This is a genomic window from Staphylococcus sp. HMSC069D12 (assembly GCF_001810405.1).
GTDB lineage: Bacteria > Bacillota > Bacilli > Staphylococcales > Staphylococcaceae > Staphylococcus > Staphylococcus haemolyticus.
In genome coordinates, this window is the sequence record NZ_KV801097.1 from 39,451 (window position 1) to 64,863 (window position 25,413).

General features: G+C 32.8%; 25 protein-coding genes and 1 pseudogene. 4 read left to right on the forward strand and 22 right to left on the reverse strand.

Annotation, left to right across the window (positions count from 1 at the left end; all coding sequences use genetic code 11):
• Positions 1-95 precede the first annotated feature (95 nt).
• The 11 genes from HMPREF2737_RS02670 to fdaB form a co-directional block, all read right to left on the reverse strand.
• On the reverse strand, positions 96-512 hold the full coding sequence (locus HMPREF2737_RS02670; RefSeq protein WP_037551928.1) for a low molecular weight protein arginine phosphatase: 417 nt from the start codon (positions 510-512) through the stop codon (positions 96-98).
• Positions 509-1,552 (reverse strand): L-threonylcarbamoyladenylate synthase, encoded by a 1,044-nt coding sequence (locus HMPREF2737_RS02675; RefSeq protein ID WP_037551926.1) that lies wholly within the window; start codon positions 1,550-1,552, stop codon positions 509-511. The genes HMPREF2737_RS02670 and HMPREF2737_RS02675 overlap by 4 nt, the downstream gene beginning before the upstream one ends.
• Positions 1,553-1,635: 83 nt before the next feature.
• A complete protein-coding gene (gene prmC / locus HMPREF2737_RS02680; RefSeq protein WP_037551924.1) occupies positions 1,636-2,472 on the reverse strand; it encodes a peptide chain release factor N(5)-glutamine methyltransferase in 837 nt (278 codons plus the stop codon).
• Positions 2,459-3,535, reverse strand: coding sequence for a peptide chain release factor 1 (gene prfA / locus HMPREF2737_RS02685; protein WP_011275228.1), 1,077 nt, complete (start codon positions 3,533-3,535; stop codon positions 2,459-2,461). The genes prmC and prfA overlap by 14 nt, the downstream gene beginning before the upstream one ends.
• Positions 3,535-4,134 carry a thymidine kinase gene (locus HMPREF2737_RS02690; RefSeq protein ID WP_011275227.1) on the reverse strand — a complete coding sequence of 200 codons (600 nt, stop codon included), beginning with the start codon at positions 4,132-4,134 and terminating at the stop codon, positions 3,535-3,537. The genes prfA and HMPREF2737_RS02690 overlap by 1 nt, the downstream gene beginning before the upstream one ends.
• Positions 4,135-4,284: 150 nt before the next feature.
• Positions 4,285-4,542, reverse strand: a complete 258-nt coding sequence (locus tag HMPREF2737_RS02695; protein WP_011275226.1) for a type B 50S ribosomal protein L31 — start codon at positions 4,540-4,542, stop codon at positions 4,285-4,287.
• Between the two features lie 120 nt (positions 4,543-4,662).
• Positions 4,663-5,979: a transcription termination factor Rho gene (gene rho, locus HMPREF2737_RS02700; protein ID WP_011275225.1), complete on the reverse strand. Its 1,317-nt coding sequence runs from the start codon at positions 5,977-5,979 to the stop codon at positions 4,663-4,665.
• A 266-nt stretch (positions 5,980-6,245) separates the two neighbouring features.
• Complete coding sequence (locus HMPREF2737_RS02705) at positions 6,246-7,673, reverse strand: aldehyde dehydrogenase family protein (protein ID WP_037551923.1); 1,428 nt, start codon at positions 7,671-7,673, stop codon at positions 6,246-6,248.
• Positions 7,674-7,841: 168 nt separating this feature from the next.
• The gene (locus tag HMPREF2737_RS02710; protein WP_011275223.1) at positions 7,842-8,177 is read right to left on the reverse strand and encodes a winged helix-turn-helix transcriptional regulator; all 336 of its coding nucleotides are present in this window, start codon (positions 8,175-8,177) and stop codon (positions 7,842-7,844) included.
• Between the two features lie 186 nt (positions 8,178-8,363).
• Entirely contained in the window at positions 8,364-9,635 is a 1,272-nt protein-coding gene (locus HMPREF2737_RS02715) for a UDP-N-acetylglucosamine 1-carboxyvinyltransferase (protein WP_037551921.1), read from the reverse strand.
• 282 nt (positions 9,636-9,917) lie between these two features.
• A complete protein-coding gene (fdaB, locus tag HMPREF2737_RS02720) occupies positions 9,918-10,775 on the reverse strand; it encodes a class IIb fructose-bisphosphate aldolase FdaB (protein ID WP_011275221.1) in 858 nt (285 codons plus the stop codon).
• Between the two features lie 200 nt (positions 10,776-10,975).
• Here fdaB and HMPREF2737_RS02725 point away from each other — a divergent pair, with 200 nt between their 5' ends.
• Positions 10,976-11,497 carry a DUF2529 family protein gene (locus HMPREF2737_RS02725; RefSeq protein ID WP_037551919.1) on the forward strand — a complete coding sequence of 174 codons (522 nt, stop codon included), beginning with the start codon at positions 10,976-10,978 and terminating at the stop codon, positions 11,495-11,497.
• Between the two features lie 64 nt (positions 11,498-11,561).
• On the opposite strand, the gene HMPREF2737_RS02730 is transcribed toward HMPREF2737_RS02725, so the two are convergent.
• From HMPREF2737_RS02730 to HMPREF2737_RS02740, 3 genes are all read right to left on the reverse strand, one after another.
• Positions 11,562-13,169 (reverse strand): CTP synthase, encoded by a 1,608-nt coding sequence (locus tag HMPREF2737_RS02730; protein WP_037551917.1) that lies wholly within the window; start codon positions 13,167-13,169, stop codon positions 11,562-11,564.
• A 215-nt stretch (positions 13,170-13,384) separates the two neighbouring features.
• Positions 13,385-13,903 carry a DNA-directed RNA polymerase subunit delta gene (rpoE, locus tag HMPREF2737_RS02735; RefSeq protein WP_037551915.1) on the reverse strand — a complete coding sequence of 173 codons (519 nt, stop codon included), beginning with the start codon at positions 13,901-13,903 and terminating at the stop codon, positions 13,385-13,387.
• Positions 13,904-14,017: 114 nt separating this feature from the next.
• Positions 14,018-14,878 carry a GNAT family N-acetyltransferase gene (locus tag HMPREF2737_RS02740; RefSeq protein WP_037551913.1) on the reverse strand — a complete coding sequence of 287 codons (861 nt, stop codon included), beginning with the start codon at positions 14,876-14,878 and terminating at the stop codon, positions 14,018-14,020.
• A gap of 191 nt (positions 14,879-15,069) precedes the next feature.
• Between HMPREF2737_RS02740 and coaW the strand changes: the two genes are divergently transcribed.
• The gene (gene coaW, locus HMPREF2737_RS02745; protein WP_070650039.1) at positions 15,070-15,870 is read left to right on the forward strand and encodes a type II pantothenate kinase; all 801 of its coding nucleotides are present in this window, start codon (positions 15,070-15,072) and stop codon (positions 15,868-15,870) included.
• A gap of 335 nt (positions 15,871-16,205) precedes the next feature.
• On the opposite strand, the gene HMPREF2737_RS02750 is transcribed toward coaW, so the two are convergent.
• From HMPREF2737_RS02750 to HMPREF2737_RS02760, 3 genes are all read right to left on the reverse strand, one after another.
• On the reverse strand, positions 16,206-16,871 hold the full coding sequence (locus HMPREF2737_RS02750; protein WP_037551908.1) for a DUF2750 domain-containing protein: 666 nt from the start codon (positions 16,869-16,871) through the stop codon (positions 16,206-16,208).
• A 251-nt stretch (positions 16,872-17,122) separates the two neighbouring features.
• Positions 17,123-18,316 carry an L-aspartate--L-methionine ligase LdmS gene (locus HMPREF2737_RS02755; protein WP_037551906.1) on the reverse strand — a complete coding sequence of 398 codons (1,194 nt, stop codon included), beginning with the start codon at positions 18,314-18,316 and terminating at the stop codon, positions 17,123-17,125.
• On the reverse strand, positions 18,313-19,497 hold the full coding sequence (locus HMPREF2737_RS02760; protein ID WP_037551904.1) for a M20 family metallopeptidase: 1,185 nt from the start codon (positions 19,495-19,497) through the stop codon (positions 18,313-18,315). The genes HMPREF2737_RS02755 and HMPREF2737_RS02760 overlap by 4 nt, the downstream gene beginning before the upstream one ends.
• A gap of 255 nt (positions 19,498-19,752) precedes the next feature.
• Between HMPREF2737_RS02760 and HMPREF2737_RS02765 the strand changes: the two genes are divergently transcribed.
• On the forward strand, positions 19,753-20,223 hold the full coding sequence (locus HMPREF2737_RS02765; RefSeq protein ID WP_037551902.1) for an S-ribosylhomocysteine lyase: 471 nt from the start codon (positions 19,753-19,755) through the stop codon (positions 20,221-20,223).
• A 70-nt stretch (positions 20,224-20,293) separates the two neighbouring features.
• Here HMPREF2737_RS02765 and HMPREF2737_RS02770 read toward each other — a convergent pair whose 3' ends face one another.
• The 4 genes from HMPREF2737_RS02770 to deoC all read right to left on the reverse strand — a co-directional run bounded on the left by HMPREF2737_RS02770 (position 20,294) and on the right by deoC (position 23,872).
• Positions 20,294-20,644: a DoxX family protein gene (locus HMPREF2737_RS02770; protein WP_037551900.1), complete on the reverse strand. Its 351-nt coding sequence runs from the start codon at positions 20,642-20,644 to the stop codon at positions 20,294-20,296.
• Entirely contained in the window at positions 20,644-21,831 is a 1,188-nt protein-coding gene (gene deoB, locus HMPREF2737_RS02775; RefSeq protein WP_011275210.1) for a phosphopentomutase, read from the reverse strand. Before deoB ends, HMPREF2737_RS02770 begins: the two co-directional genes overlap by 1 nt.
• Positions 21,832-21,846: 15 nt before the next feature.
• Positions 21,847-23,148, reverse strand: coding sequence for a pyrimidine-nucleoside phosphorylase (locus HMPREF2737_RS02780; protein ID WP_037551899.1), 1,302 nt, complete (start codon positions 23,146-23,148; stop codon positions 21,847-21,849).
• A 61-nt stretch (positions 23,149-23,209) separates the two neighbouring features.
• The gene (gene deoC / locus HMPREF2737_RS02785; RefSeq protein WP_037551897.1) at positions 23,210-23,872 is read right to left on the reverse strand and encodes a deoxyribose-phosphate aldolase; all 663 of its coding nucleotides are present in this window, start codon (positions 23,870-23,872) and stop codon (positions 23,210-23,212) included.
• Positions 23,873-24,038: 166 nt separating this feature from the next.
• Here deoC and deoD point away from each other — a divergent pair, with 166 nt between their 5' ends.
• Entirely contained in the window at positions 24,039-24,749 is a 711-nt protein-coding gene (gene deoD / locus HMPREF2737_RS02790; RefSeq protein ID WP_037551894.1) for a purine-nucleoside phosphorylase, read from the forward strand.
• A 73-nt stretch (positions 24,750-24,822) separates the two neighbouring features.
• Here the strand turns inward: deoD and HMPREF2737_RS02795 are convergent.
• Positions 24,823-25,266, reverse strand: a pseudogene (locus HMPREF2737_RS02795) (DNA starvation/stationary phase protection protein).
• Positions 25,267-25,413 lie beyond the last annotated feature (147 nt).

Genomic DNA, 25,413 nt, shown 5'->3' on the forward strand with positions numbered 1-25,413 from the left:
AAATACATAATTAAAAAGAAGCATAGCAAACTAGCTATACTTCTTCATTATAACTTATTTAAAGCTTAACATATACTAATTGTATAATATTTGGCTTATGAATTTGTACGTAACTTACCTATCAAATACAGAAGTTGTTCAAACGTTTGACGGTAAGTATCTATGCTACCACCAAAAGGATCAACAATGTCACCTATTTCTCCAACATATTCACTGAGTTGATAAATGCGACCATTGTCACCATAATGAGAAACCAGTTGTTGTTTATGCATATCTGTCATCGTTAAAATTAAGTCACTATTCAAATCTTTCTCACTAAATTGCTTAGCTACAGTCGGTTCAGGAAAATTATGCTCCATAATGACTTCTAATGACTCTGGTGATACGGATTGACCGTTAATCGCGAACAGTCCTCTAGAATTAATTGTGTCATCTACAAACATTTTCTTCGCGATACTTTCGGCTATTGGACTTCGGCAAGTGTTTCCAGTACATACAAATGTTATTCTCATAAGTTCTCACCTCTAACAATGTGATTACCTGTAGCTTTAATAATCCGATTCATAATTGCTTCAGATTCATCTGTTTTATCAAAAGCATAAATATATGCTTGATCTATTGATGGATTTTCATCAATACTATGAAGTATTTGATACAAATTATGATTAGCTTGTCTTATATCTTTTTCATCTTTACAAAGTTTAATGAATAATGCATCTCTTGGAGCATACTGCTTCAAAGTTTCCGGTAAAATAAAAGCTGTATTACTCCATTCTTTAATTGTTTTGATAGGTTCACTAAGATGCGTTAACATCGTTACTGGTATATCAGGGGCATAGTGCTTATACTTCATTCCAGGTGCTATTGGTTGGCTATTGGCGTCATAATGATAATTCTCAACACTTCCTGGTAAAACATCATTGAGCATTGCTTGTGTTATTGATCCTGGTCTTGCTATTCTGAAAGGAAACTGTGTACAATCTATCACGGTGCTTTCTAATCCTTCTTCACTTTGATCACCATTGACTATACCGTCAATTTTGCCATTTAAATCATTAAAAACGTGTTGAAAGGTTGTAGGAGAAGGTCGGCCACTTACATTAGCACTAGGGGCAGCGATAGGCATATCAATGTATTGAAGTATAGCTCTTCCTATTGGATGACTAGGCATTCTTACCGCAATTGATTGTAAACCACCTGTTACTTTCTCACAAAGATAACCCTGTCTTAAAGGTAAAATAAATGAAATAGGTCCAGGCCAAAATTCATCCATCAAACATTTGGCTTCTTCAGGCAAATGAGAAATAATTTGATCAAGCTGAGATAAATCATGTATATGGACAATTAATGGATTGTCAGAAGGACGTCCTTTGGCTTGATATATGTTTGAAACTGCATGTTGGTTTCGAGCATCTGCACCCAATCCGTAAACAGTCTCTGTTGGAATTGCAATTAACCCACCATCATTATATACCTGTTTTATATTTTCCAATTCTGGATAATCCAATGGCGATTCTTGATAATCACGCATATCCCATATCTCAGTTTTCATCAAGCTCACTCCTTCATTATTGTTTTATTCATATATATGAAAAGTTACTCATCTAAATTTTATCAGATAAGTAACTTTGAGTTTTACCATTTAAATGACACTATTCTTTCATTACCATTTATATCTTTAACAACTTTAACATCAAGTTTTGGATACTTTTCTAAAATAATATTTTTTAACCTTTCACCCTGGTTATAACCAATTTCAAAGGTGACAAAAGCATCTTTATTTAAAACTTTAGGCAAATCATTAAGGATTAATTCATAAATAGCGAAACCCTTATTCTCTGCAAACAATGCTATATGAGGTTCATACTTAACAACTGTGTTCTCCATCATTTCTATCTCATCTACATCAATATATGGTGGATTAGAAACAATACCATCCAATTTTATATTCTTTTGTATGAAAGGTTTCAATGCATTGCCTTTAAAAAAAGTTACAGCAGCCTCATGATAATGCGCATTATCTGATGCAACTTCTAAGGTCTCTTGGAGAATGTCTGTTGCATAAACAGTGAAATCTTTATTTAACTTTTTCAAAGTAACAGCTAAAACACCACTGCCAGTTCCAATATCAGCGATTGTAGCACTTGATTTACAATTTTCAAGAAAATGCAACATCACTTCCTCCGTTTCAGGACGTGGAATTAAACAATTTTCATTAACTTGAAATTGATAGCCATAGAAAGATTGAAAACCAACAATATATTGTATAGGTTCACCTAAAAGCATCCGTTCAGTCGCAAGTGAAAACTTGATTTCTTCTGCTTTTGACATGTCATCATACATGTGAATTAAATAATCAGTTCTTGACCACCCAAACAAATCAAGCATCAACCATTCTGCTCTCGATTGTTCATAACCCTTATCTACAGCTTGTTTAATCGCATAATCTAATTGTTCTTTAAAGTTCACCATTGTTTAGTTCTTTCAATTTCTCAGTTTGTTCAGATAAAGTTAATGCATCAATAATTTCATCTAATTTACCTTCCATAATTTGATCTAACTTTTGTAAAGTTAATCCTATTCTATGGTCAGTTACACGGCTTTGAGGATAGTTATATGTTCTAACTCTTTCAGATCTATCTCCTGTACCCACTGCTGATTTACGTTGTGCTGCATATTTTTGTTGTTCTTCCTGTAATTTCATATCATATAAACGTGCTTTTAAAACTTTCAACGCTTTTTCACGGTTTTGAATTTGAGATTTTTCAGAAGAAGTTGCAATAACACCAGTAGGTAAGTGAGTGATACGAACAGCTGAGTCAGTTGTATTAACGTGCTGACCACCAGCACCACTTGAGCGATAGGTGTCTATTTTCAAATCTTCATTTCGGATTTCAATCTCAACATCTTCAACTTCAGGAAGAACAGCAACTGTCGCTGTTGAAGTATGAATTCGTCCGCCTGATTCTGTTTCAGGTACACGTTGAACTCGGTGTGCACCATTTTCAAATTTTAATTTACTATAAGCACCGCTACCTGAAACTGAGAAACTAATTTCTTTATAACCACCATGGTCACTTTCAGCCGCTTCAACAATTTCAGTTTTAAAGTTTTGAGATTCTGCATACTTACTATACATTCTTAGTAAATCGCCAGCGAAGATTGCCGCTTCATCCCCACCTGCTGCTGCTCTGATTTCAACGATAACGTCTTTCTCATCATTAGGGTCTTTTGGAATTAATAAAAATTTAAGTTGTTCTTCCAACTCAGGAATCGCACTTTTCAAACTAGCACTTTCCTCTTTCAACATTTCAATTTCTTCTTTATCTTCTGTTTCATTTAACATTTCATCAATTTCAGCAATTTCTTCTTTTTTACTTTTATAATCTCTATATACATCAACTGTTTTTTGTAAATCAGCTTGTTCTTTTGAATATTTACGTAACTTATCTGAATCATTAACAATCTCAGGGTCACTTAACATTTCATTGAGTTGTTCATATCTTTCTTCAACGATATCTAATTGATCAAACACTACATTTCCTCCTCGTCACTTGTACTTGGTGCTACGATATGATGTGCACGACATCTCGGTTCATAACTTTCATTTGCCCCAACTAAAATGATAGGATCATCTACTTTAGCTGGCTGTCCATCGATTAAGCGTTGTGTTCTACTTGATGATGAACCACATACTGCACATACAGCCTGTAATTTAGTAACTTGTTCACTTACCGCCATGATTTGTGGCATGGGTTCGAATGGTTCCCCTCTGAAATCCATATCTAAGCCTGCAACCACTACTCGATGGCCATTTTCAGCAAGCTTCTCCACTATATTTACAATTTCTTTATCGAAAAATTGAATCTCATCAATACCAATGACATCAACATGAGACAAATCCTGTAATAATATATCTCTTGAAGTAGAAATATTAATTGCTTCTAATTCATTACCGTCATGAGAAACAACTTTTTCTTTATGATAACGATCATCAATCGCTGGTTTAAACACTACTACTTTTTGTTTAGCGTATATCCCTCTTCTTAGTCTACGAATTAGTTCTTCTGACTTACCGCTAAACATACTTCCAGTAATGCATTCAATCCAACCGGAATGGTAAGTTTCATACATTATAAGTTCCACCTTTTACAAAAACATAATCGCTTAATTATATCATATTTCCATGTATTATAAATATCACTTTAAATACTACTTAAATTTAAAAAAACTGTCTACGCATTTCTATATAAAATAGATTAGGCAGACAGTTTAAACTTATAATTAGTTGTTGTTTGATTTGAGACCAAACTTTTTGTTGAAACGTTCCACACGACCATCCGCAGCAGCGAATTTTTGACGTCCTGTGTAGAATGGGTGTGAATCAGAAGATACATCTAAACGAATAACTGGGTATTCATTGCCATCTTCCCATTCCATTGTTTCTGAAGATGTTTTAGTTGAACCACTTAAAAATTTAAAGTTAGTAGTTGTATCTAAAAAGATAACTTTGTGATAATCAGGATGGATTCCTTGTCTCATTAATTTTCAGCTCCTTTGCCCTGAACCATCTGGAACAGAGTTATTTGTGAGTTTTTTTACCCAATACTTGGTAATTATAATAGTTATTAGATTAAAACGCAACCCTCAAACAGACATTCGTTAAATAATCGGTTTTCCTGTTTTTGTACTTTCTTCAGCAGCCTTTTGCAACTGTTGGAAAAATTCTTTATTACTTTTAGAACGTTTTAATTTTCTAATAAATCTTTCTGTGAAATCTGTAGAGTCTGTAAACATGTTTCTTAACTGCCATAGTGAATCAAGTTCAGATTTACTAATTAGTAATTCTTCTTTGCGCGTAGAACTTCTTCCAATATCAATAGCAGGGAAAATTCGACGTTCAGATAATTTACGATCAAGATGAAGTTCCATATTTCCTGTTCCTTTGAATTCTTCATAAATCATATCATCCATGCGTGATCCTGTTTCAACTAATGCAGTGGCTAATATCGTTAAACTTCCTCCTGCTTCAATGTTACGCGCAGCACCAAAGAATGCTTTAGGTTTGTGTAATGAAGCAGGATCAAGACCACCTGATAATGTTCTTCCACTTGGCGGTATAACTAAGTTATACGCTCTTGCCAATCGAGTAATTGAGTCCATCAGAATAATAACATCTTGACCAATCTCAACTAATCGTTTAGCACGTTCTAGTAATAATTCAGCTACTTTAACATGGTGTTCTGGTGGCTCATCAAAAGTCGAGTGCACTACTTCAGCAGATTCAACGGATCTTTCAATATCAGTTACTTCTTCTGGACGTTCCCCAACTAATAAAATAAATAATTTTGCATCAGGTTTATTTTTACTAATCGCATTTGCAATTTCTTTTAATAAAGACGTTTTACCCGCTTTAGGAGGTGCAACAATAAGTCCACGTTGACCTAGACCAATAGGCGTAACTAAATCCATTATACGTGTTGAATAATTTTGGGGATCTGTTTCTAAAACGATTCTTTCCTCAGGATAGAGAGGCGTTAAAGCTTGAAAGTGAGGGCGTTTTTTTACAACTTCAGCATTCTCATCATTAACAAAGTCAACTTGCAATAAACCATAATATTTTTCATTATCTTTAGGTTTACGAACTTTTCCGGTTACTTTATCACCACGTTTAATTTCGAAACGTCGTATTTGACTTGCAGATATATAAATATCTTTTTCACCTTTTGAATAGTTGACTGTTCTTAGGAACCCATAACCATCAGGCTGGATATCATCTAAGACACCCTCCATGTAATAGTTACCATCTTTTTCCATTTGGGCTTCCATGATAGCTAAAACTAATTCACTCTTATTCAATTTACTATAATTAGTAAGTTTTAATGTTTTTGCTTTTTGTGTTAATTCTTTCGTTGTGTAATTTTTATACAATTCATGAAACGACTCATACTGTGGAGATGTACGTACTTTTTCAGGCATAAATTGCACCCATTTCTTATATATTTATAAAGACTTCAATTTGATTAGAAAAGAGATATTTTAAATAGTTTCATTTCAAGAACTCACTAAGTCTATTTAGGATATCTCATAAAATAATATTTAAAGTCTTGAATACTAGAATTAATATAGCAAATTTTCAATTTAAATACAAAACGATTTTATTAAATTTCTAAAAATAAAACAGCTCATGGAACTAAAAATATTCCATGAACTGATACAAATAATATATAAATTAATTTTTTAAATTAACTGAAATAACCAGCAATTGATTTCACTTCTAAGAACTCTTCTATACCATAATCGCCCCACTCACGACCAATTCCAGATTGTTTATATCCACCAAATGGTAAATCTGGTTGGTTTCCAGCTTCATTGATTTCAATTCTACCTGCTTCAATTGAACGAGCTACTTTTTGAAGTGTTTCTTTATCTTTACCTATTACATATCCTGCTAATCCATATTTAGTATCATTAGCAATTTTGATTGCTTCATCTAAATCATTATATGTGATTACAGAAGCAACTGGTCCAAAGATTTCTTCTTGAGCAATTGTCATGTCATTGTCTACATTGATAAAAATAGTTGGTCTCGCGAAATAACCAGTATTTAATCCTTCAGGTTTACCAGGACCACCGTAGAATAACTCTGCACCTTCTTCAATACCTTTATCAATATATGATTGGACTGTATCAAATTGTTTCTTACTAATAATCGGTCCAACTTGAGTACCTTCTTCTCGTGGATTTCCAACTTTAACTTTACTAAATTCTTCTTTAAGTGCAGTTAATAAGTCTTCTTTTTTGCTTTCAGGAATTAAAATACGAGTACCTGCAGTACATACTTGACCTGTGTTATTAACTACTTTGCCAGTAGTTGCTTTCGCTGCTTCTTTAACATCAACATCATCTAATACGATATAAGGCGATTTACCGCCTAATTCAAGTGATACTTTTTTGAAATCCTTAGAAGCTTTTTCCATTATTTTTGAACCTGTGCGTCCTGAACCAGTAAATGACATCATTCTAACTTTTGGATGTTCACTTAGTGGATTACCTACACCTTCACCGTCACCATTAACAAGATTAAATACACCTTTTGGTACGCCTACTTTATCAAATATTTCAGCTAAAATGACTGCAGCAAATGGTGTTTCTTCTGAAGGTTTTAGAACAACAGGACTACCTGCTGCAAAAGCGGCTGCTAATTTCAATGAAGTTTGATTAGTTGGGAAATTCCAAGGTGTTACTAGGCCTGAAACACCAATTGCCTCTTTAATAACTAATGCATCTCCACGTCTTTCTTCAAATTCGAATGAATCTAGTGCTCTACTTGCCTCTTCAAAATGATTTAGTCCCATTTGGTAGTGGACATTCTCAGATACTGTTAAAGGTGCACCTAATTCATCCGTTATGGCTTCTACAATATCTTGTTTTCTATTTTTATATTCTTCTACAATTTTATCTAGTAGTTCTTTTCTTTCTTTCACTGAACTATGACGAAATTCTAAATAAACGTTATTTGCAGCTTCTACTGCTTTTTCCACATCATTAGCATTACCTTTAGCTACTTTACCAATAACTTCTTCAGTTGCTGGATTGATTACTTCAATCGTTTCATTACTATCGCTATCAATCCATTCGCCATTTATATATTGTTGAGTATAATTTCTCATAAATTCTTCACTCCTTAAGAATCATTATGTCATTTTTATACCTTTTTTCATTGAAAATTAAACATACCATCTTAGTATGAAATAACAAAAGAGTTTTGCACCTAGCAATGATGAACAATTATAAAAGTGATTATTCATTCAATATAAAGCACAAAACTCTTTGTTATATTATTTAGATTTAACTTCTTCTTCAAGTGTTACATGTTCTTGAGCCCATTTTTCAATGGGTTTTAAAGCTTCTGCTAAAGCTTTACCTTTATCAGTCAATTCATAAATGATTGAAACTGGACTAGTTGAGACTACTTTCTTTTCAACTAATCCCCATTCACCTAAATCAGTTAATTTAATACTTAATGCACGTGGTGTAATGGTCTTTAAATCCCTTTTCATATCGGAAAAGTGCGCAGTATAATCAGTGCATCGTGATAGATAATTAATGATTAAACCGTTCCAACTTCTACCAACAATTTTAAAGGTTTCTTCAAGATATGGACAGATTTCCATTGTCTTCACCTCTATTCAAAACTTCTTTAGATTGTAGGTACTAAAAATCGCTTATAAATATAAACATTGTATAGGCTTTAATGATATCTATAAACCAAAATCTTATTAGTATCTAATATAATTATTATACCAGAAAAAGCTAATATGTCGAGAGTTGAAACTGTCAATATTTACTTATCAATACCTTTAGACTTCTTCAGTCCAAATATTTGCACCTAATTCTTTTAAATGCTTAACAATGTCAGTATAGCCTCTATAAATATGTCTAACGTTATAAATTGTAGTAACGCCTTCAGCTAAAAGACCTGCAATAATTAAACATGCACCTGCACGCAAATCACTTGCATATACTTTAGCACCATTAAGTGATGATGGTTTAATTGTAGCAGTTCCAGTTTCCATATCGGCTTCAATATTAGCATCCATGTTTTTTAACTCATCGACATGTTTAAAACGTGCAGGATATATTGTTTCTGTTACAAATGAAGGGCCATCTGCCATAAATAATAAAGGCGTGATTGGTTGTTGTAAATCTGTTGCAAACCCAGGGTATACTAAAGTTTTAATATCTACATTTTTATAAGATGATTTGCGTTTTATGATTGCTTTTTCAGCATCACCATCTACTTGGATGTCTACACCAAGTTCTTTTAATTTAACAGTAAGTGCTTCAACATGTTTTGGAACAATATTATTAATAGTAATTTCTTCTCCAACTGCTGCCGCTATACACATGTACGTCCCTGCTTCAATACGATCAGGGATAATTTGGTATTCAGAACCATGTAAGCTATCAACACCATTAATTTTTAACGTACTTGTCCCTGCCCCTTTAATATCTGCGCCAAGACTATTCAAGAAATTAGCAACATCTACAACTTCAGGTTCTTTAGCTGCATTTTCAATGACTGTTTGACCAGTTGCATGAACAGCTGCCAACATAATGTTGATTGTTGCGCCTACACTAACCATATCTAAGAAGATATTAGCACCATGTAGTTCTTTAGCTTCTATTTTAATAGATGTATCATTTGATTCATCTATTTCTGCTCCTAATGCTTTAAAACCTTTAATATGTTGATCAATTGGACGTGGCCCTAATGGACAACCACCAGGTAAACCTATTACACATTTTTTAAAACGCCCTAACATTGCTCCCATCATGTAATAAGATGCTCTAAGAGATTCAACTTTATTGTTAGGCAGTGGTGCATTTTCAATTTTTGAAGTATCTACTTCTAAAGTTTTTCCATTTAAATGGGCTTTAATATTTAAATCTTCCAATAAACTAACTAGCGTCTCTACATCGGAAATTTGTGGTAAGCCATCTAATTTAACTTGGCCTTGAGCTAATAATGTTGCTGGGATAATTGCTACCGCACTATTTTTGGCACCACTTATCGTAACGTCTCCCTTTAGTGTTTGACCACCGCGAATTTTTATTACCTCTTGAGTCATAAGTTTATCTCCTTTGTTTCTCATTTATTTAAAATAATACATTAGTAACATTATAAAATACATATTCTTTATTTGTAAAACATAAATTATTACGATTTATTGATAATTGCAATTATTAAAATTATCGATTCAAACTTTATAAAACTAATTCGAGAATTATATGTACAAATATTATAAATCATTTTTGAAAAATATTTAAATATGAATACTCAAATTATAAAGAAAAAGAGTGAAACGACTTAACGTTTCACTCCTATTTCAAAACATCTTCAATTAAATTATTTATTTAGCACGATTAGATGTACCAAATTCTCTAATTTTACCTTTAACTGTTTCTTTAATCGCTTCACGAGCAGGTCCTAAATATTTACGTGGATCATATACATCTTGATCATTATTTAAAACTTCTCTTACTGCTTTAGCTGAAGCAATTTGGTTTTCAGTATTAACATTAATTTTAGCAGTACCATAAGGGATTGCTTTTTGAATGTCTTTAGTTGGTATACCAGTACCACCATGTAAAACTAATGGTAAACCAGTTGATGCACCAATTTCTTCCATTTCTTTGAATCCTAATTTAGGTTCACCTTTATATGGCCCGTGAACTGAACCTAATGCTGGAGCTAAAGTATCAATGCCAGTTCTTTCAACTAATTCTTGACATTCTTTAGGATCAGCATAAATAATGCCACCTACAACATCATCTTCTTGTCCACCAACTGTTCCTAATTCAGCTTCTACTGATACACCATGTTGATGAGCATACTCTACAACTTTTGAAGTGATTTCGATATTTTCTTCAAAAGGACTATGAGAAGCATCGATCATTACTGAAGTGAATCCAGCATCAATCGCTTCTTTACATTTTTCAAAGCTTGAACCATGGTCTAAGTGAATAGCTACAGGTACAGTAATGTTTAAGTCATGAATTAAACCTTCAACCATTTTAACTACTGTATAGAAACCACTCATATAACGTGCAGCACCTTCTGAAACACCTAAGATAACTGGCGCGTTCTCTTCTTGTGAAGCTTCTAAAATAGCTTGTGTAAATTCTAAGTTATTTAAGTTGTATTGACCAACCGCATAACCATTTTCTTTTGCATCGATTAACATTTCTTTCATTGAAACTAATGGCATGAAAGTTCCTCCTTGTGTGCAACTGCACAATTTTTAAAATCATTATATCAGATATTTTTTTGAATTGCATGTGAATGCATGCTTGATTTAAAATAAACTTTTACTATTAAATACTAAATTATTAATAATTCAATATATGAACGGTTTTATTGCACATAAGTTTGAGTTTATTTACAATACATATGAAACGGAGGAACAACATGTCTAAAATATTACAAACTCAATTAACGGGTATATTTAATCGGTTAGAAGATCAAGCTTTAGATATTCAAATGGCTGCTCAATGTCTAATACAAGCAATCGGTGGCGAAGGTTATGTATACATTAAAGGCTATGGCGATTTGAAATTTTTCGAGCCTTTCGTTATAGAAAGTGAAGAGCACCTTAAATCTAGTAAATTATTATCCACGCTCACAACATTTGATGATATAGATTCAACAGATCGCGTGTTACTCTTTTCACCATTTTACACTGAAGAAGTAGCTAAAGATTTACAAACATTAGTAGATAACGATATAGATGTTGTCTTAATTTGTAATCGACCCAAAGATTCAGAAATACCAGAACACTTTATACATTTCATCAATCTAGCTACCCCTAGACCAATTGTTTATACTGAGGATTATGATAAAGTTGTTCAACCTCATACGATATCTTTTAATTACATATATTATGAAATTTACACTCAAATGATTGAAATGACACGAGATTTAGAGTTGTGATGTCATTCATTATAAAATCAACCCTTACGTCACCATTTCAGTACGTAAGGGTTGATTTATTATATTATTTATTTTGATGTTTATAAGCCGCTTCTACAAACGATTTGAAAATAGGTTGAGGTCTGTTAGGTCTTGATAAGAATTCAGGATGGAATTGACATGCGATATAGAAGTCATTCTCTGGAATTTCTACCATTTCTACTAATCGACCATCTGGACTAGTACCAGAGAACACCATACCATTGGCTTCTAATTGTTCTCTAAATTCATTATTAAATTCATATCTATGGCGGTGTCTTTCTTCAATATTTATTGCGTCATAAATTTGATGTGCCAATGTGTTTTCTTTAATTTTACATGGATATAATCCTAAACGTAACGTGCCACCTAAATCTTCAATATCCTTTTGCTCAGGTAATAAATCAATAATTGGATAAGGTGTGCTAGGATCAAGTTCTGCTGAGTGTGCTCCCTCTAAACCTAGTACATTACGTGCAAACTCAACAGTCGCTAATTGCATACCTAAGCAAATACCAAAGTATGGAACATTATTTTCACGAGCGTATTTAATTGCAGCAATTTTACCCTCGCTTGCTCTAAATCCAAATCCACCTGGTACAAGAATACCATCTACATCTTTTAAATAGTCTTCAACATTATTATCATTAACTTCGCCAGAATCAATCCACTTAACTACAACGTCTTTCTTCAATGGGTAGCCAGCATGTTTCAATGACTCTACAACAGATAAGTATGCATCTTGTAAGCTAACATATTTACCTACTAATCCAATCGTGATTGTACCATCAAGTGAATTAACGGTATCTAGTAAATATTGCCATTCATCTAATTGCGTTTCATATTTAGCATCTAAATCTAATCGCTTGATGACAATGTCATCCATATCCTGTGCACTTAATTGTAATGGAATTTCATATAAAGATGATGCGTCTCTACATTCTATAACGCTCTCTTTATTAATATCACAGAATAATGCAATTTTATCTTTTAAATCTTGTGTCATTTCATATTCTGTACGCACTACAATTAAATCCGGCTGAATACCTAAACCACGTAGTTCCTTAACACTGTGTTGTGTTGGTTTTGTTTTCATTTCACCAGCAGCTTTAATGTATGGAAGCAATGTACAATGTACATACATTACGTTTTCACGGCCTAAATCACTTCTAATCTGTCTAATTGCTTCGATAAATGGAAGTGATTCAATGTCACCAGTTGTACCACCGATTTCAGTAATAACTACATCTGCGTTTGTACTCTCACCAGCAAGTAGTAAACGTTCTTTAATTTCATTAGTAATATGTGGAATAACTTGAACTGTTCCACCTAAATAATCACCACGACGTTCTTTCTTGAGTACATGTGAATAAACTTTCCCAGCTGTAACATTTGAATATTTATTTAAATTAATATCAATAAAACGCTCATAGTGTCCTAAATCTAAGTCAGTTTCAGCACCATCATCTGTAACAAATACTTCTCCATGTTGATACGGACTCATAGTTCCTGGGTCAACATTTAAATATGGATCAAATTTTTGAATTGTTACTTTTAAGCCTCTATCTTTTAACAATCTACCTAGAGAAGCGGCTGTGATACCTTTTCCTAATGATGATACTACTCCGCCCGTTACAAAAATAAATTTTGTCATTTCCTGACCTCCTAATTTATAAAGGGATGCTTCCTTACCTATTTATTCTTTTTAAATAATCACTTTTGAAAAATAAAAAAATCGCTCCCTCTCACATATCTGTAAGGGGAGCGTATATGATTAATACACGTGTCCTATTTAAAGGAGCCCGAATAAAATTCTATCATTTTTTAAGTAAAAGTCAATTAAAACTAAAATTTAGTTTTAAAATCTTCTTAGTCTTCGAATTCGTCCTCGTCTTCTTCGTCGAGTTCATCATCTTCGTCATCTTCAATTACTAAATCTGATTCACTAATCTCGTCTTCTACTTGTTCATCTTCATGGTCGTCTAAAGTTTCTTGATCATCCGTTTGGGCAGGAATGTCATCGTCGTCATCCATTTCGTCATCACCCAATAATTTAAGATTTTTATCTTCTTCATCTTCATCATCAAGAATATCGAATTTTTGAATTGTAGGTGCGATTTTTTCTTCAATATCGTCTACAGAATACCAATCACGTAATCCCCATTGATTTTCACCAATGTTTAAGAAACGTCCATCTGTATTTAAGTCTGTATAGAACTGAACTACACGATTTTCAATCTCTTCAAATTCATAACCACCTAAATCTTTGAATTCATCGATGATATCGTATAAATTCATCGTTGCACCTTTATCATTTAATAACGTATAAGCCATATCTATAAATGACTTTTCATCAACCATTTCTTTAGTATAATCTTGGATTTTCATTATAGCTAATCTTCCTTTCGAAGAATTTTTTAATTATGTCGTTAGATTTCATTAATTAATAGTAACAAAAATAAATTATAAATGACAATACACGATTTCGCAATTACGATTATCTCAGTAATTTACATATTTCTCGAAAATAACTAAATCATCTGACTGATCAATTTCTACGAAACCACTATTTACACATAATGATTTTAATTCATTGTTTTCACCAAATAACGTAATCATAATCGTTTTAGCTTGTTTGAAATGCTTTCGTACATATGTAGGAATTTGTCTTAATGCACTTTCAGCGATACCTTCTTTTCGTTGTTCTTTATACACTTCAATAGCCACAATATCAATTCGATTATCCGTTTGTTCAAGTGCTATAAAACCTACTTTTTGGTTATCTTTTAGTAAATCAACAACACTATAAGATGAAATGCTTGATGCTTCATTTTCAGTTAATCGTAGTGAAGACACATGTTTTGAATCTAAGTCCAAATAATATAACCGTTCTTTACCAATAGGACCTTCTTCTTTAGTAGCAGTGTGCATAAAACCAGCACGTTCATACACATTCCAAGCCCCTTTATTTTCAGCATCGACAACCAGATACAAGTGATTGAAATCAGGGAATAAATCTTGTACATATTGAGGTAAATACATCATCATCGTAGTTCCATAGCCATTTCCTTGAAACTTCTCATTAATTGATAATGATCTTACATATACAACATTCTCAGGTGTATCATACCCTTCATGTTGATAATATTGATGTAATACAAAGAAACCAACAACATCACCATACTCATTAATAGCTATATTAGCCACTCTATTTGAATCTGAAAGAGCATCATCTAGAACTGATTTCGGTAAGGATGAGTATATTTGTTGTCTCTCACTTAATTCAAAGTTAACTACATCCTGTCTATACTTTTCTTCAAATTCTTGAATCGTTATATTTTCAAACTGTTTTTTTATAGTCATAACCACTAACCCCTATGCCTCTTTTAATTAATCAATTTTATTATAATTGTTTTTTTACACTTATCAAAATAAAATCTACTTTAAGTTAGGTACAATTGTTTTAAATTTTTACAATTTAAAAATAATCTATTGAAATTTAGCTAATTTGCTTTACTATAAATATGACATATAAAATCACGAGGTGAACTAGAATGAAAGTCGGTATAGATGCCGGTGGTACGCTAATAAAAATCGTCCAAGAATCTCAACAAGGACGTTCGTATGAAACAAAACTTACTACAAACATTTCAGAAGTAATTGCATGGTTAAACGCAAACACTTTTGAATCAATCAGTCTTACTGGCGGGAATGCAGGCGTTATTGCTGAAAGTTTAAATGTGGATGCAACTATATTTGTTGAATTCGATGCATCATCCAAAGGTTTGGGTATGCTTCTTAAAGAGCAAGGTCATCATATTGACGAATATATATTCGCTAATGTCGGTACAGGCACTTCGTTACATTATTTCGATGGCAAACAACAACGTCGTGTAGGCGGTGTAGGTACTGGTGGAGGTATGATTCAAGGACTGGGATACTTATTATCACAAATTACAGATTATGAAGTACTTACAAATCTAGCTCAATCTGGAGATAGAGATACGATTGATCTTAAAGTTAAGCATATTTACAAAGATACCGAACCACCTATTCCAGGTGAATTAACAGCTGCTAACTTTGGAAACGTCTTACATAATTTAGACGTAGATTTTTCACCTGCTAATAAATTAGCATCAGTGGTTGGAGTTGTTGGTGAAGTAATAACTACTATGGCCATAACCGTTGCTCGTGAAAATAAAACTGAGAATGTTGCATATATCGGGTCTTCTTTCAACAATAATCCACTTTTACGTGAAGTAATTGAAGATTATACGGTATTACGTGGTTTCAAACCATATTACATTGAGAATGGTGCTTTTTCAGGAGCACTTGGCGCAATTTATTTAAATTAAATACTTATTATTGAAAAGAGCCTGGGACATAATTCAATGCCTCAGGCTACAAATATATATTGGCAGTAGTTGACTGAATTAAAAAGCGCACTTGTAACAAGCTTTTTAATTCTAGTAACCTTGCATGGCAGACGGGCCCCAGCAAAGAAAATTTCCTAAAGAAATTATACAAGCTAAGCTAGCTGGGGATACAACAAATAAATTTTGAAAAATATTAATTCTGTCTGCTCCCTCTACAATTTATCTAATTCTTAACTGCATCGACATATTTAACATCGACTATTTAATAATGTATATATAAAGACAAGATTTCACTAAATGTTACGTGCTTCAAATTAAAAAGTTAATTCATTTGATAATTTTTGTGCAGAAATGACTGTGCCTACCACACCAGGTTTCAAATCAATTGCGACAGCTTGGTCATTATCACGCAACTTATCTAACCAATCACTAAATACACTACCTTCAATTTCAATTAATTCACATTCCTCAAAATCTTCATCACGAACTTTGAGTGCTCTATTTTTCAAGCTCCAAACCGGCATGATTTGAGGTTTGTCTTCACTATCATCACTAATCAATATAAAGTGATTTTCGCCATGTTTTGATAAACCAAATACTTGGTCTTCTTTGGCAACATCCTTTACAAATTCTTTAATACGAATTTTATCCAACTCTGACATTAATTCATCAGTCATTTTAACGACTTTTACAATTTGACCAGTTTCTTGTGATGTTTGATTAATGATAACTTGATCATCCTCATCAAATAAGTCATCCAATTCATATGTAACGAATGTATCAATATCAATTTTTAGCACACGGTCATAATCGATTGACGCATGTTTTAAATAGTCTTCCGCTTGTCCTTCTTGAGTCCAAACGCCAACATAATCTTGGTTATTACTATTTAGTCTGACCAGTTTTTTATTTTTGTTAGCAACATAAAACACTTCATTAATCAGTACATCTTTAAAGTACGCCTCATTCTTATAAGACAATGCATAACCCTCCATTTCTAATTTGCAACTATTAAAATACTAAATGACAATACTTATGTCGTCAAATTTCTATTCTAAAAAAAGGACCAAGACTGTATTCTTGATGAATGCCATGTCTTGCTCCCAAATTGACGCATAGAGCTATAACATATTGAATTATTATCTTTTGATTCATTTAAATGCTAAGAATTGAAATTATGCTTTTTAAAATTATTGCTATATACCTATCAATGGATAGTGATTAGGGTAATTTAATTTTTATCTAATTCAGCTAAAAAGGATTTTTCAATTTTCTCTATGGCTTCTTTTGAATCTCCAGTCCATATACAACCAAAACGAGAATTAACTGCATTCTTTCCAAACCAATCACCATCATAATAAGATAATGGATATAATACGCCCTTTTTGACATATTTTAAAATTGTATTAAAGAAATGTTCATTATCACCATTAGAGAAGTAACTATAGAATTTCTGATATGATGAATTTAATTCTTCTTGTAATAATAACATGCTTGTTGAGCCATTTTGTCTAAAGTTTAAATCGATGGCAAAAACATCATCGTTTTTATCTAATAGTAAATCAAATCCAGCTACACCGAAGAAACCCAACTTTACACCATTTTCCATAATTTCTCTTCCTGCATCAATAACTTGTTGAGGAACATCTTGAACATTTTCATTTCCAGCATAAAATCCATATTTATCAGTGATTTGATGTGCAGTCCCTAAATAAGTCACACCTATTTCTTCAGAATAAGCATACTGAACACAATAATTCTTTACCGCTTCAATTTTTTGTTCAATTATTAAATTATCCGTAGCATCACTTGCTTTTAAAATACGTTGTGTTGCTTTAGCTAAGTCTTCTTCATCATAGCAAATCATTACACCATATCCACCAGCTGTTGGTAAGTCATCACCTGGTTTAATTACAAAAGGGAAATCCCATTCTTTTATGCGCGCTTTAAAATCATTTATCGATACAATTTCTCGCTCTGGTAAATATTTATGATTCGTCCATTCTGGTATTCGCGCTTTATTGTTCAAAGCTACAAATGTCTCTTTATCTACAGCGTAGCATTTATCCGAAACAACATCTTCACTATGAATATATTGAAAATATATATCTTTACCTTCTTCTTTAACAATTCGATTTAATAGTGCTTCATATGTTTCACGGTTTTTAAATTGATACGTATTTGTGGGAACTTTTTTTCCAACAAGATTAAATAGTTGATCTAATTTTTCAGTAATACTTGCTTCATGTACAATCATTGGCATTGAATCTGCAATAAGCATTTCCCTACCAGTTAAGAAATTAGATTGATGCTCCTCTGGCTTTAACCATGGATTTGAAACATAAGATGGTCTCGAGTTATACACTATATTTTCATTATATAAGTCACTTAAAGTTAATTTTAGACCCTTTTCATTTATCGTCATTTTGACTGCCCCTTTATATGAGAGTGCTGTTGAACAATTTCATCAAACATTCCCTTATTTTCAATTAGTTCTAATCCCATTAATGCTATAATTTTCGCACCATGAATTAACGCTTGATCACCATGTACACTTGCCGCAGCCTCTCTAAATCTATGTGTATGACCAACTAAGTTTCTAGATCCTATCTTCACATGAGGATGAATCGTAGGTACTATATGACTGACATTACCCGTATCTGTTGAACCAAAACCAAAATCATCATGACTTACATCTTCACCAACTTCGAGCGCGTACTTTTTAAATAATTCATCTAATTTAGGTGTCTTAATAAATTCGTTCACACCATTTTGTATAGGGCCAAATTCATAATCACAACCTGTTTGAATTGCGGCACCCCTAGCAATTTGATTAACTTTTTCTGTTAAAATATCTAGTTCTTTTCGAGTTGTTGCACGTGTGTAGAATCGAGCATGTGTAAAATCGGGTATAATATTTGCAGCTTTTCCTCCGTCTAAGATAACACCATGTACGCGTTGACTTTTTTTAATATGCTGTCTTAACTGTGCTACACCGTTAAAATATGAAATCATTGCATCTAAAGCGTTTAAAGCTTCGTCAGCATTTTCAGAAGCATGTGCACTTTTGCCATAAAATTTTATATCTAATACATCCACCGCTAGTGTATCAATGGTTGGATAAGTTGCATTACCTGGATGAATCATTAATGCTATATCTATATCATCGATAATACCAGCCTTAACATATGTCGCTTTTGCACTACCATTTTCGCCACCTTCTTCTGCAGGACAACCGAGCACGACAACTTTGCCACCGATGCGGTCTATAACTTGTTTCAATGCTGAACCCGCAAGTACACTAGCAGTTCCAATAATATTATGACCACATGCATGACCTAGGCCTGGTAATGCATCATATTCAGCTAAATAGCCAATAACCGGGCCTTCTTGCCCAGAATCATATGTAGCTATAAATCCAGTAGCGTGTCCAGCAATATCCGTTTCTATATCGAAATCATTCTCTTTCAATTTATCTATAAGCGTTCTAGACGCGAAAATTTCTTCATTGCCTAATTCAGGGCGTTCATGTATTCTATGACTAATTTCAACATAATCATATTTATTATTCTCTATATAATCTAAAATTCCTTGTTTATTACTCATAAATCATAACTCCCTTATTATTGTAAAAATTTTTAAAAATATTTTGGATATTGTAACCATATCGTTTCTCAATTAATTATTACTTATTTTATCGGATTTAAAGATTGTTGTCATTAAATAACTTTGTATTTACGAAATTTTCTCACAATTAACTTTGTTTAACTATAATTTTGAAAATTGTAAATACCCTTAACTATTGATACAATCAAATCGTTAACTTAATAATTAAGCTTATTTAATATAGGAGGATTTATCATGACTAAAATGAACGTTGAAAGTTTTAATCTAGATCACACTAAAGTTGTCGCACCTTTCGTCCGTTTAGCTGGTACAATGGAAGGCTTAAATGGTGATGTTATTAAAAAATATGACATTCGCTTCAAACAACCTAACAAAGAGCACATGGAAATGCCTGGGTTACACTCACTAGAGCATTTAATGGCTGAAAACATTAGAAATCATACTGATAAAGTTGTAGATTTAAGTCCAATGGGTTGTCAAACTGGTTTTTATGTTTCATTTATTAATCATGACGACTATGAAGAAGTGTTAAATATAATTGAAAAAACACTAAATGATGTTTTAGAAGCTACTGAGGTACCCGCTTGCAATGAAGTACAATGCGGTTGGGCAGCAAGTCATTCACTTGAAGGTGCAAAAGAAATTGCGCAAGCATTTTTAGATAAACGCAATCAATGGTCAGATATTTTTGGTGAAGGTAAATAAATTTCATATTTAAAATAAAAACCACCAATACTTAAGTATATTTAAGTATTGGTGGTTTTACTTTTCTCTTCTATAATTTTTTCACTAGTGCAATTAAAACAAATTGCATTGGTAGTCTTGTGTATAATGCCCATTTAGGTACTTGTTTATCACCTAAAGGTAATTCTTTTCGTGCCATATATATATTTGCTGGTAATACAGCTAATAAGAAAAGATTTATACCTGTTTTTAACCAATTAGCAGGACGTTTTAATAACAACATAATGCCAAAGAAAATTTCAAATACACCTGTTACTAAAACAGCTCTTTTACGTAATGGTAAGTATTCTGGAACAATATTTCTAAATGAGCGTTCATTAGTAAAATGTAGAACGCCAGCTGTTCCAAATGATAAACCTAATAAATAACGAAATACTTTCATTAATGTTCTACTCCCATTTCATTCAAATAACTCTTACCAAATTCAGGTAATTCCACATTGAAATTATCTGCAATGGTCGCACCGATTGAACTAAACGTACTGTCTCCTGATAATTCATGGTATTTATCAATTTTAGGGCTAAACATAAGTACTGGGATATACTCTCTAGTATGATCAGTACCATCGGCAATAGGATCATTTCCGTGATCAGCCGTGATAATAACTAAATCATCTTCTTGAAGATTGTCGATTAATTCTGGTAATCGCTCGTCGAAATCTTTAATAGCTTGTGCATAACCTTCTTTGTCTCTACGATGGCCGTATAGTGCATCGAAATCAACTAAATTTAAGAAACTAATGCCATTAAAATCTTTTTTTACGACATTAATTAATTGATCCATACCATCCATATTATTTTTTGTTCTTATTGCTTCAGTTACACCTTCACCATCATAAATATCATTAATTTTTCCTATAGCAATAACATCATAGTTATTATCTTTTAATGTATTCATAACAGTTTTGCCAAATGGTTTGAGTGCGTAATCATGTCGATTAGAAGTACGTGTAAAGTTTCCTGGTTCACCTACATACGGACGTGCAATTACACGACCAATTAAGTATTTAGGATCTTTAGTTAATTCTCGAACCTTTTCACAAATATCATATAATTCTTCAAGAGGAATAATATCTTCATGTGCAGCAATTTGAAGTACTGGGTCAGCGCTAGTATAGACGATTAAGTCCCCAGTTTTCATTTGATGCTCACCTAATTCATCAATAATGGCTGTCCCTGAAGCGGGCTTATTTGCTACAACTTTACGACCTGTCATTTCTTCAATCTCTTGTATTAACTCATCAGGAAATCCGTTTGGATATACTTTAAATGGTTGCATGATATTTAAGCCCATGATTTCCCAATGTCCTGTCATGGTATCTTTACCCACTGAAGCTTCACTAAGTTTAGTATAGAAAGCACCTGGTTGTTCAACTTTATTGACAACAGGTAATTCTTCAATATTACCCAATCCTAATTTTTCCAAATTAGGTAGCGTTTGGTTAAATCCTTCTAATGTATGCTTTAATGTATGAGATCCTTCATCATTGAAAGCTGCAGCATCAGGCGCTTCTCCGATACCTACTGAATCCATAACAATTAAATGTACTCTTTTGAATGGTGTAGTCATATTTAACACTCCCTCCTACTCTGTAATTATTTTATGAATTAATGTTGGTGTTGTTGCTTGTGCTTGAATTTCAATACTTTCATCAAGTTTCTTAATAACGTCGTCAACATTTTCACGATTACTGTGAATGGTTAATAAAGATTCTCCCTCTTTAACAACGTCTCCTACTTTCTTATTTAATACAATCCCAACACTTAAATCTATTTCATCCTCTTTAGTTTGTCTCCCAGCACCTAACATCATTGAAGCAACACCAATTTCATTAGCAATAAGTTCTGAAACTACGCCACTTGATTGAGCTTTATACTCGATTTGATATGTTGCTGTTGGTAATAGTTCAGGCGCATCAACTACTGAGGCATCGCCACCTTGATTCTCTAAAAATGTTTTAAATTTTTCTAAAGCTGAACCATTTTCAATTGCTTCATTTAATAATTGACGTGCTTCCTCAAGTGTTTTTGCTCTATTAGCTAGAACTACCATTTGAGAACCGAGTGTTAATACAAGTTCAGTTAAATCTTCTGGTCCTTTACCATTTAATGTATCAATAGCTTCTTTCAATTCTAAAGCATTACCAATCGCTCGACCAAGTGGTTGGCTCATGTCAGAAATAATAGCCATTGTATTTCTACCTACATTATTCCCTATACTAACCATAGCATGAGCTAACGCTTCAGCGTCCTCTAATGTTTTCATGAAAGCACCATTACCAGTTTTAACATCTAAGACGATAGCATCAGCACCCGCAGCAATTTTTTTACTCATAATAGATGATGCAATTAAAGGAATTGAGTTAACTGTCCCTGTTACATCTCTCAATGCATAAAGTTTCTTATCAGCTGGAGTTAAATTACCTGACTGTCCAATAACAGCTACTTGATTTTCATTAACAAGTTTAATGAAATCCTCTTCAGAGATTTCAACGTGGAATCCTTTTATTGATTCTAATTTATCAATTGTTCCACCCGTATGTCCTAAGCCACGTCCACTCATTTTGGCTACTGGGACACCCACTGCTGCCACTAGAGGCGCTAATACTAATGTAGTTGTATCACCAACGCCTCCTGTTGAGTGCTTATCAACTTTAATACCATTGATTTTTGATAAGTCAATCACATCACCTGAATTAACCATTGCCATAGTTAATGCTGCGCGCTCTTCGTCATTCATATCTTGGAAAAAGATAGCCATAGCTAAACTCGATGCCTGATAATCCGGGATATCCCCATTCGTGTAACCTTTGATAAAGAATTCAATTTCTTCTTTTGATAATGATTTACCATCGCGTTTTTTTTCAATAATATCTACCATTCTCATAATTCTGAACCCCTCTCAAAATAAGCTGTTGTATCTATGTGCTGTTACGTTAATTGCATTATTAATAATCAGAATCTGACTCTAAGCCTTGAATAATTTGAACACCTGCACTCGCACCTATACGCGTAGCACCTGCATCAATCATTTTATTGAAATCTTCTAAACTGCGAACGCCACCTGATGCTTTAACTTCTAATTCGTCTCCCACTGTATCTTTCATTAATTTCACATCTTCAGGTGTAGCGCCTCCCCCAGCAAAACCAGTTGATGTTTTAACGAAATCAGCACCTGCTGCTTTCGCTAATTCACTTGCTTTAACTTTTTCTTCATCTGATAAAAGCACAGTTTCAATAATCACTTTTACTGTTTTTCCATTTGCTGCTCCAACTACGCCCTCAATGTCTTTTTGAACTTCTTCAAATCTTCCATCTTTAAGTGCGCCGATATTGATAACCATATCAATTTCAGATGCGCCATTTTTAATGGCATCTTCAGTTTCAAAGATTTTAGTAGCAGTTGTAGTAGCACCAAGTGGGAAACCTATAACGGTACAAACCAATACATCAGAATCATTTAATCGTTCTGCTGCATATTTTACATGTGTAGGATTTACACAAATAGATTTAAAGTTATACTCTTTGGCTTCATCAATAATTTGATCGATTTGTTGACGTGTAGATTCCGGTTTCAATAATGTGTGATCAATAAATTTAGCATAATTCATAGTAGTTTCCTCCAATATGTTGTTAAATTTAAATGATATTCCATCTAACTGGAATATTAACTATTTAAATTAATATAGTCCTCTCATTTCTATAGTACAAAAATTCGCAAAAAAGTTAAACAAATGTTATCTTAATCTTAACAATCATGATAAGGAGAAGATAATAATGACAAATGGCACACCTCATATTCAACCTAATGGAACAAAAATCGCAAAGACTGTTTTAATGCCAGGCGATCCATTACGTGCAAAATATATTGCTGATAACTTTTTAGAAAATGTTGAACAATTTAATGAAGTTAGAAATATGTTTGGTTACACAGGTACATATAAAGGAAAAGAAGTTTCTGTAATGGGATCAGGGATGGGAATACCAAGTATCGGTATTTATTCTTATGAGTTATATAATTTCTTTGATGTTGATACTATTATTCGCGTAGGTTCATGTGGCGCATTACAAGAGAATGTAAATTTATATGATGTCATTATTGCTCAAGCAGCATCTACAAATTCTAATTATGTTGATCAATTTAATATACCTGGTCACTTTGCTCCAATAGCTGACTATGATCTCATCACTAAAGCTAAAAATGTAGCAGATGAAATAGGAGCAGTAAGCCATGTAGGTAATGTTTTATCTTCAGATACATTCTACAATGCTGATAAAACATTCAATGATAATTGGCAAAAAATGGGAATATTGGGTATAGAAATGGAATCAGCAGGTTTATACTTGAATGCAATTAATGCTAGTAAAAAAGCGTTAGGTATTTTTACAGTTAGTGACCATATTCTAAAAGACGAAGCAACTACAGCTGAAGAAAGACAAAATTCATTTACTCAAATGATGGAAATTGCATTGGAAATCGCCGAGTAATATCAAATTCTAATAGATAATAAAAGGTGCTTGAGACGATAATGAAATCTCAAGCACCTTTTTATATGATTAATTAAACTAAATATGATTTGAACATCCAATTGTGTTTATCAACAGAATTTTTCATACCGATGAACATATCTTCTGAAACATCATCGCCAGCTTCTCCAGCTACTTCTATAGATTTAATTAATTGCTCTGAAATATGAGTTAAATCATTAGAGAAGGCTTCAACCATTTGTTCAGCTGAGTAATTTTTACCAGCTTCATCAACGATAGAAATTTCAAGACTTTCTTTCAATGTACCAACAGGATTTCCACCAATTGCTAAAATACGTTCAGCTAAGTCATCTACATATTGGCTAGCTTCATTTTATAACTCTTCGAATTTCTCATGTAATGAGAAGAAATTAGGTCCTTTAACATACCAATGGAAATTGTGTAATTTTGTATACGCTACAGTCCAGTTTGCAACTTGCTGATTTAATTCTTTTACTACATCTTGTTGACTCATTATATTCTCTCCTTGTACTTCTGAATTGGTTTCTCTTTATTACAATAATTATTATATTATAATCATTATAATCTGTAAATAGTTATGCTTAACATTTTTTGCACTGATTTTTATAACTACCTTTTCCTATCAACTATTAAAACTTATTTA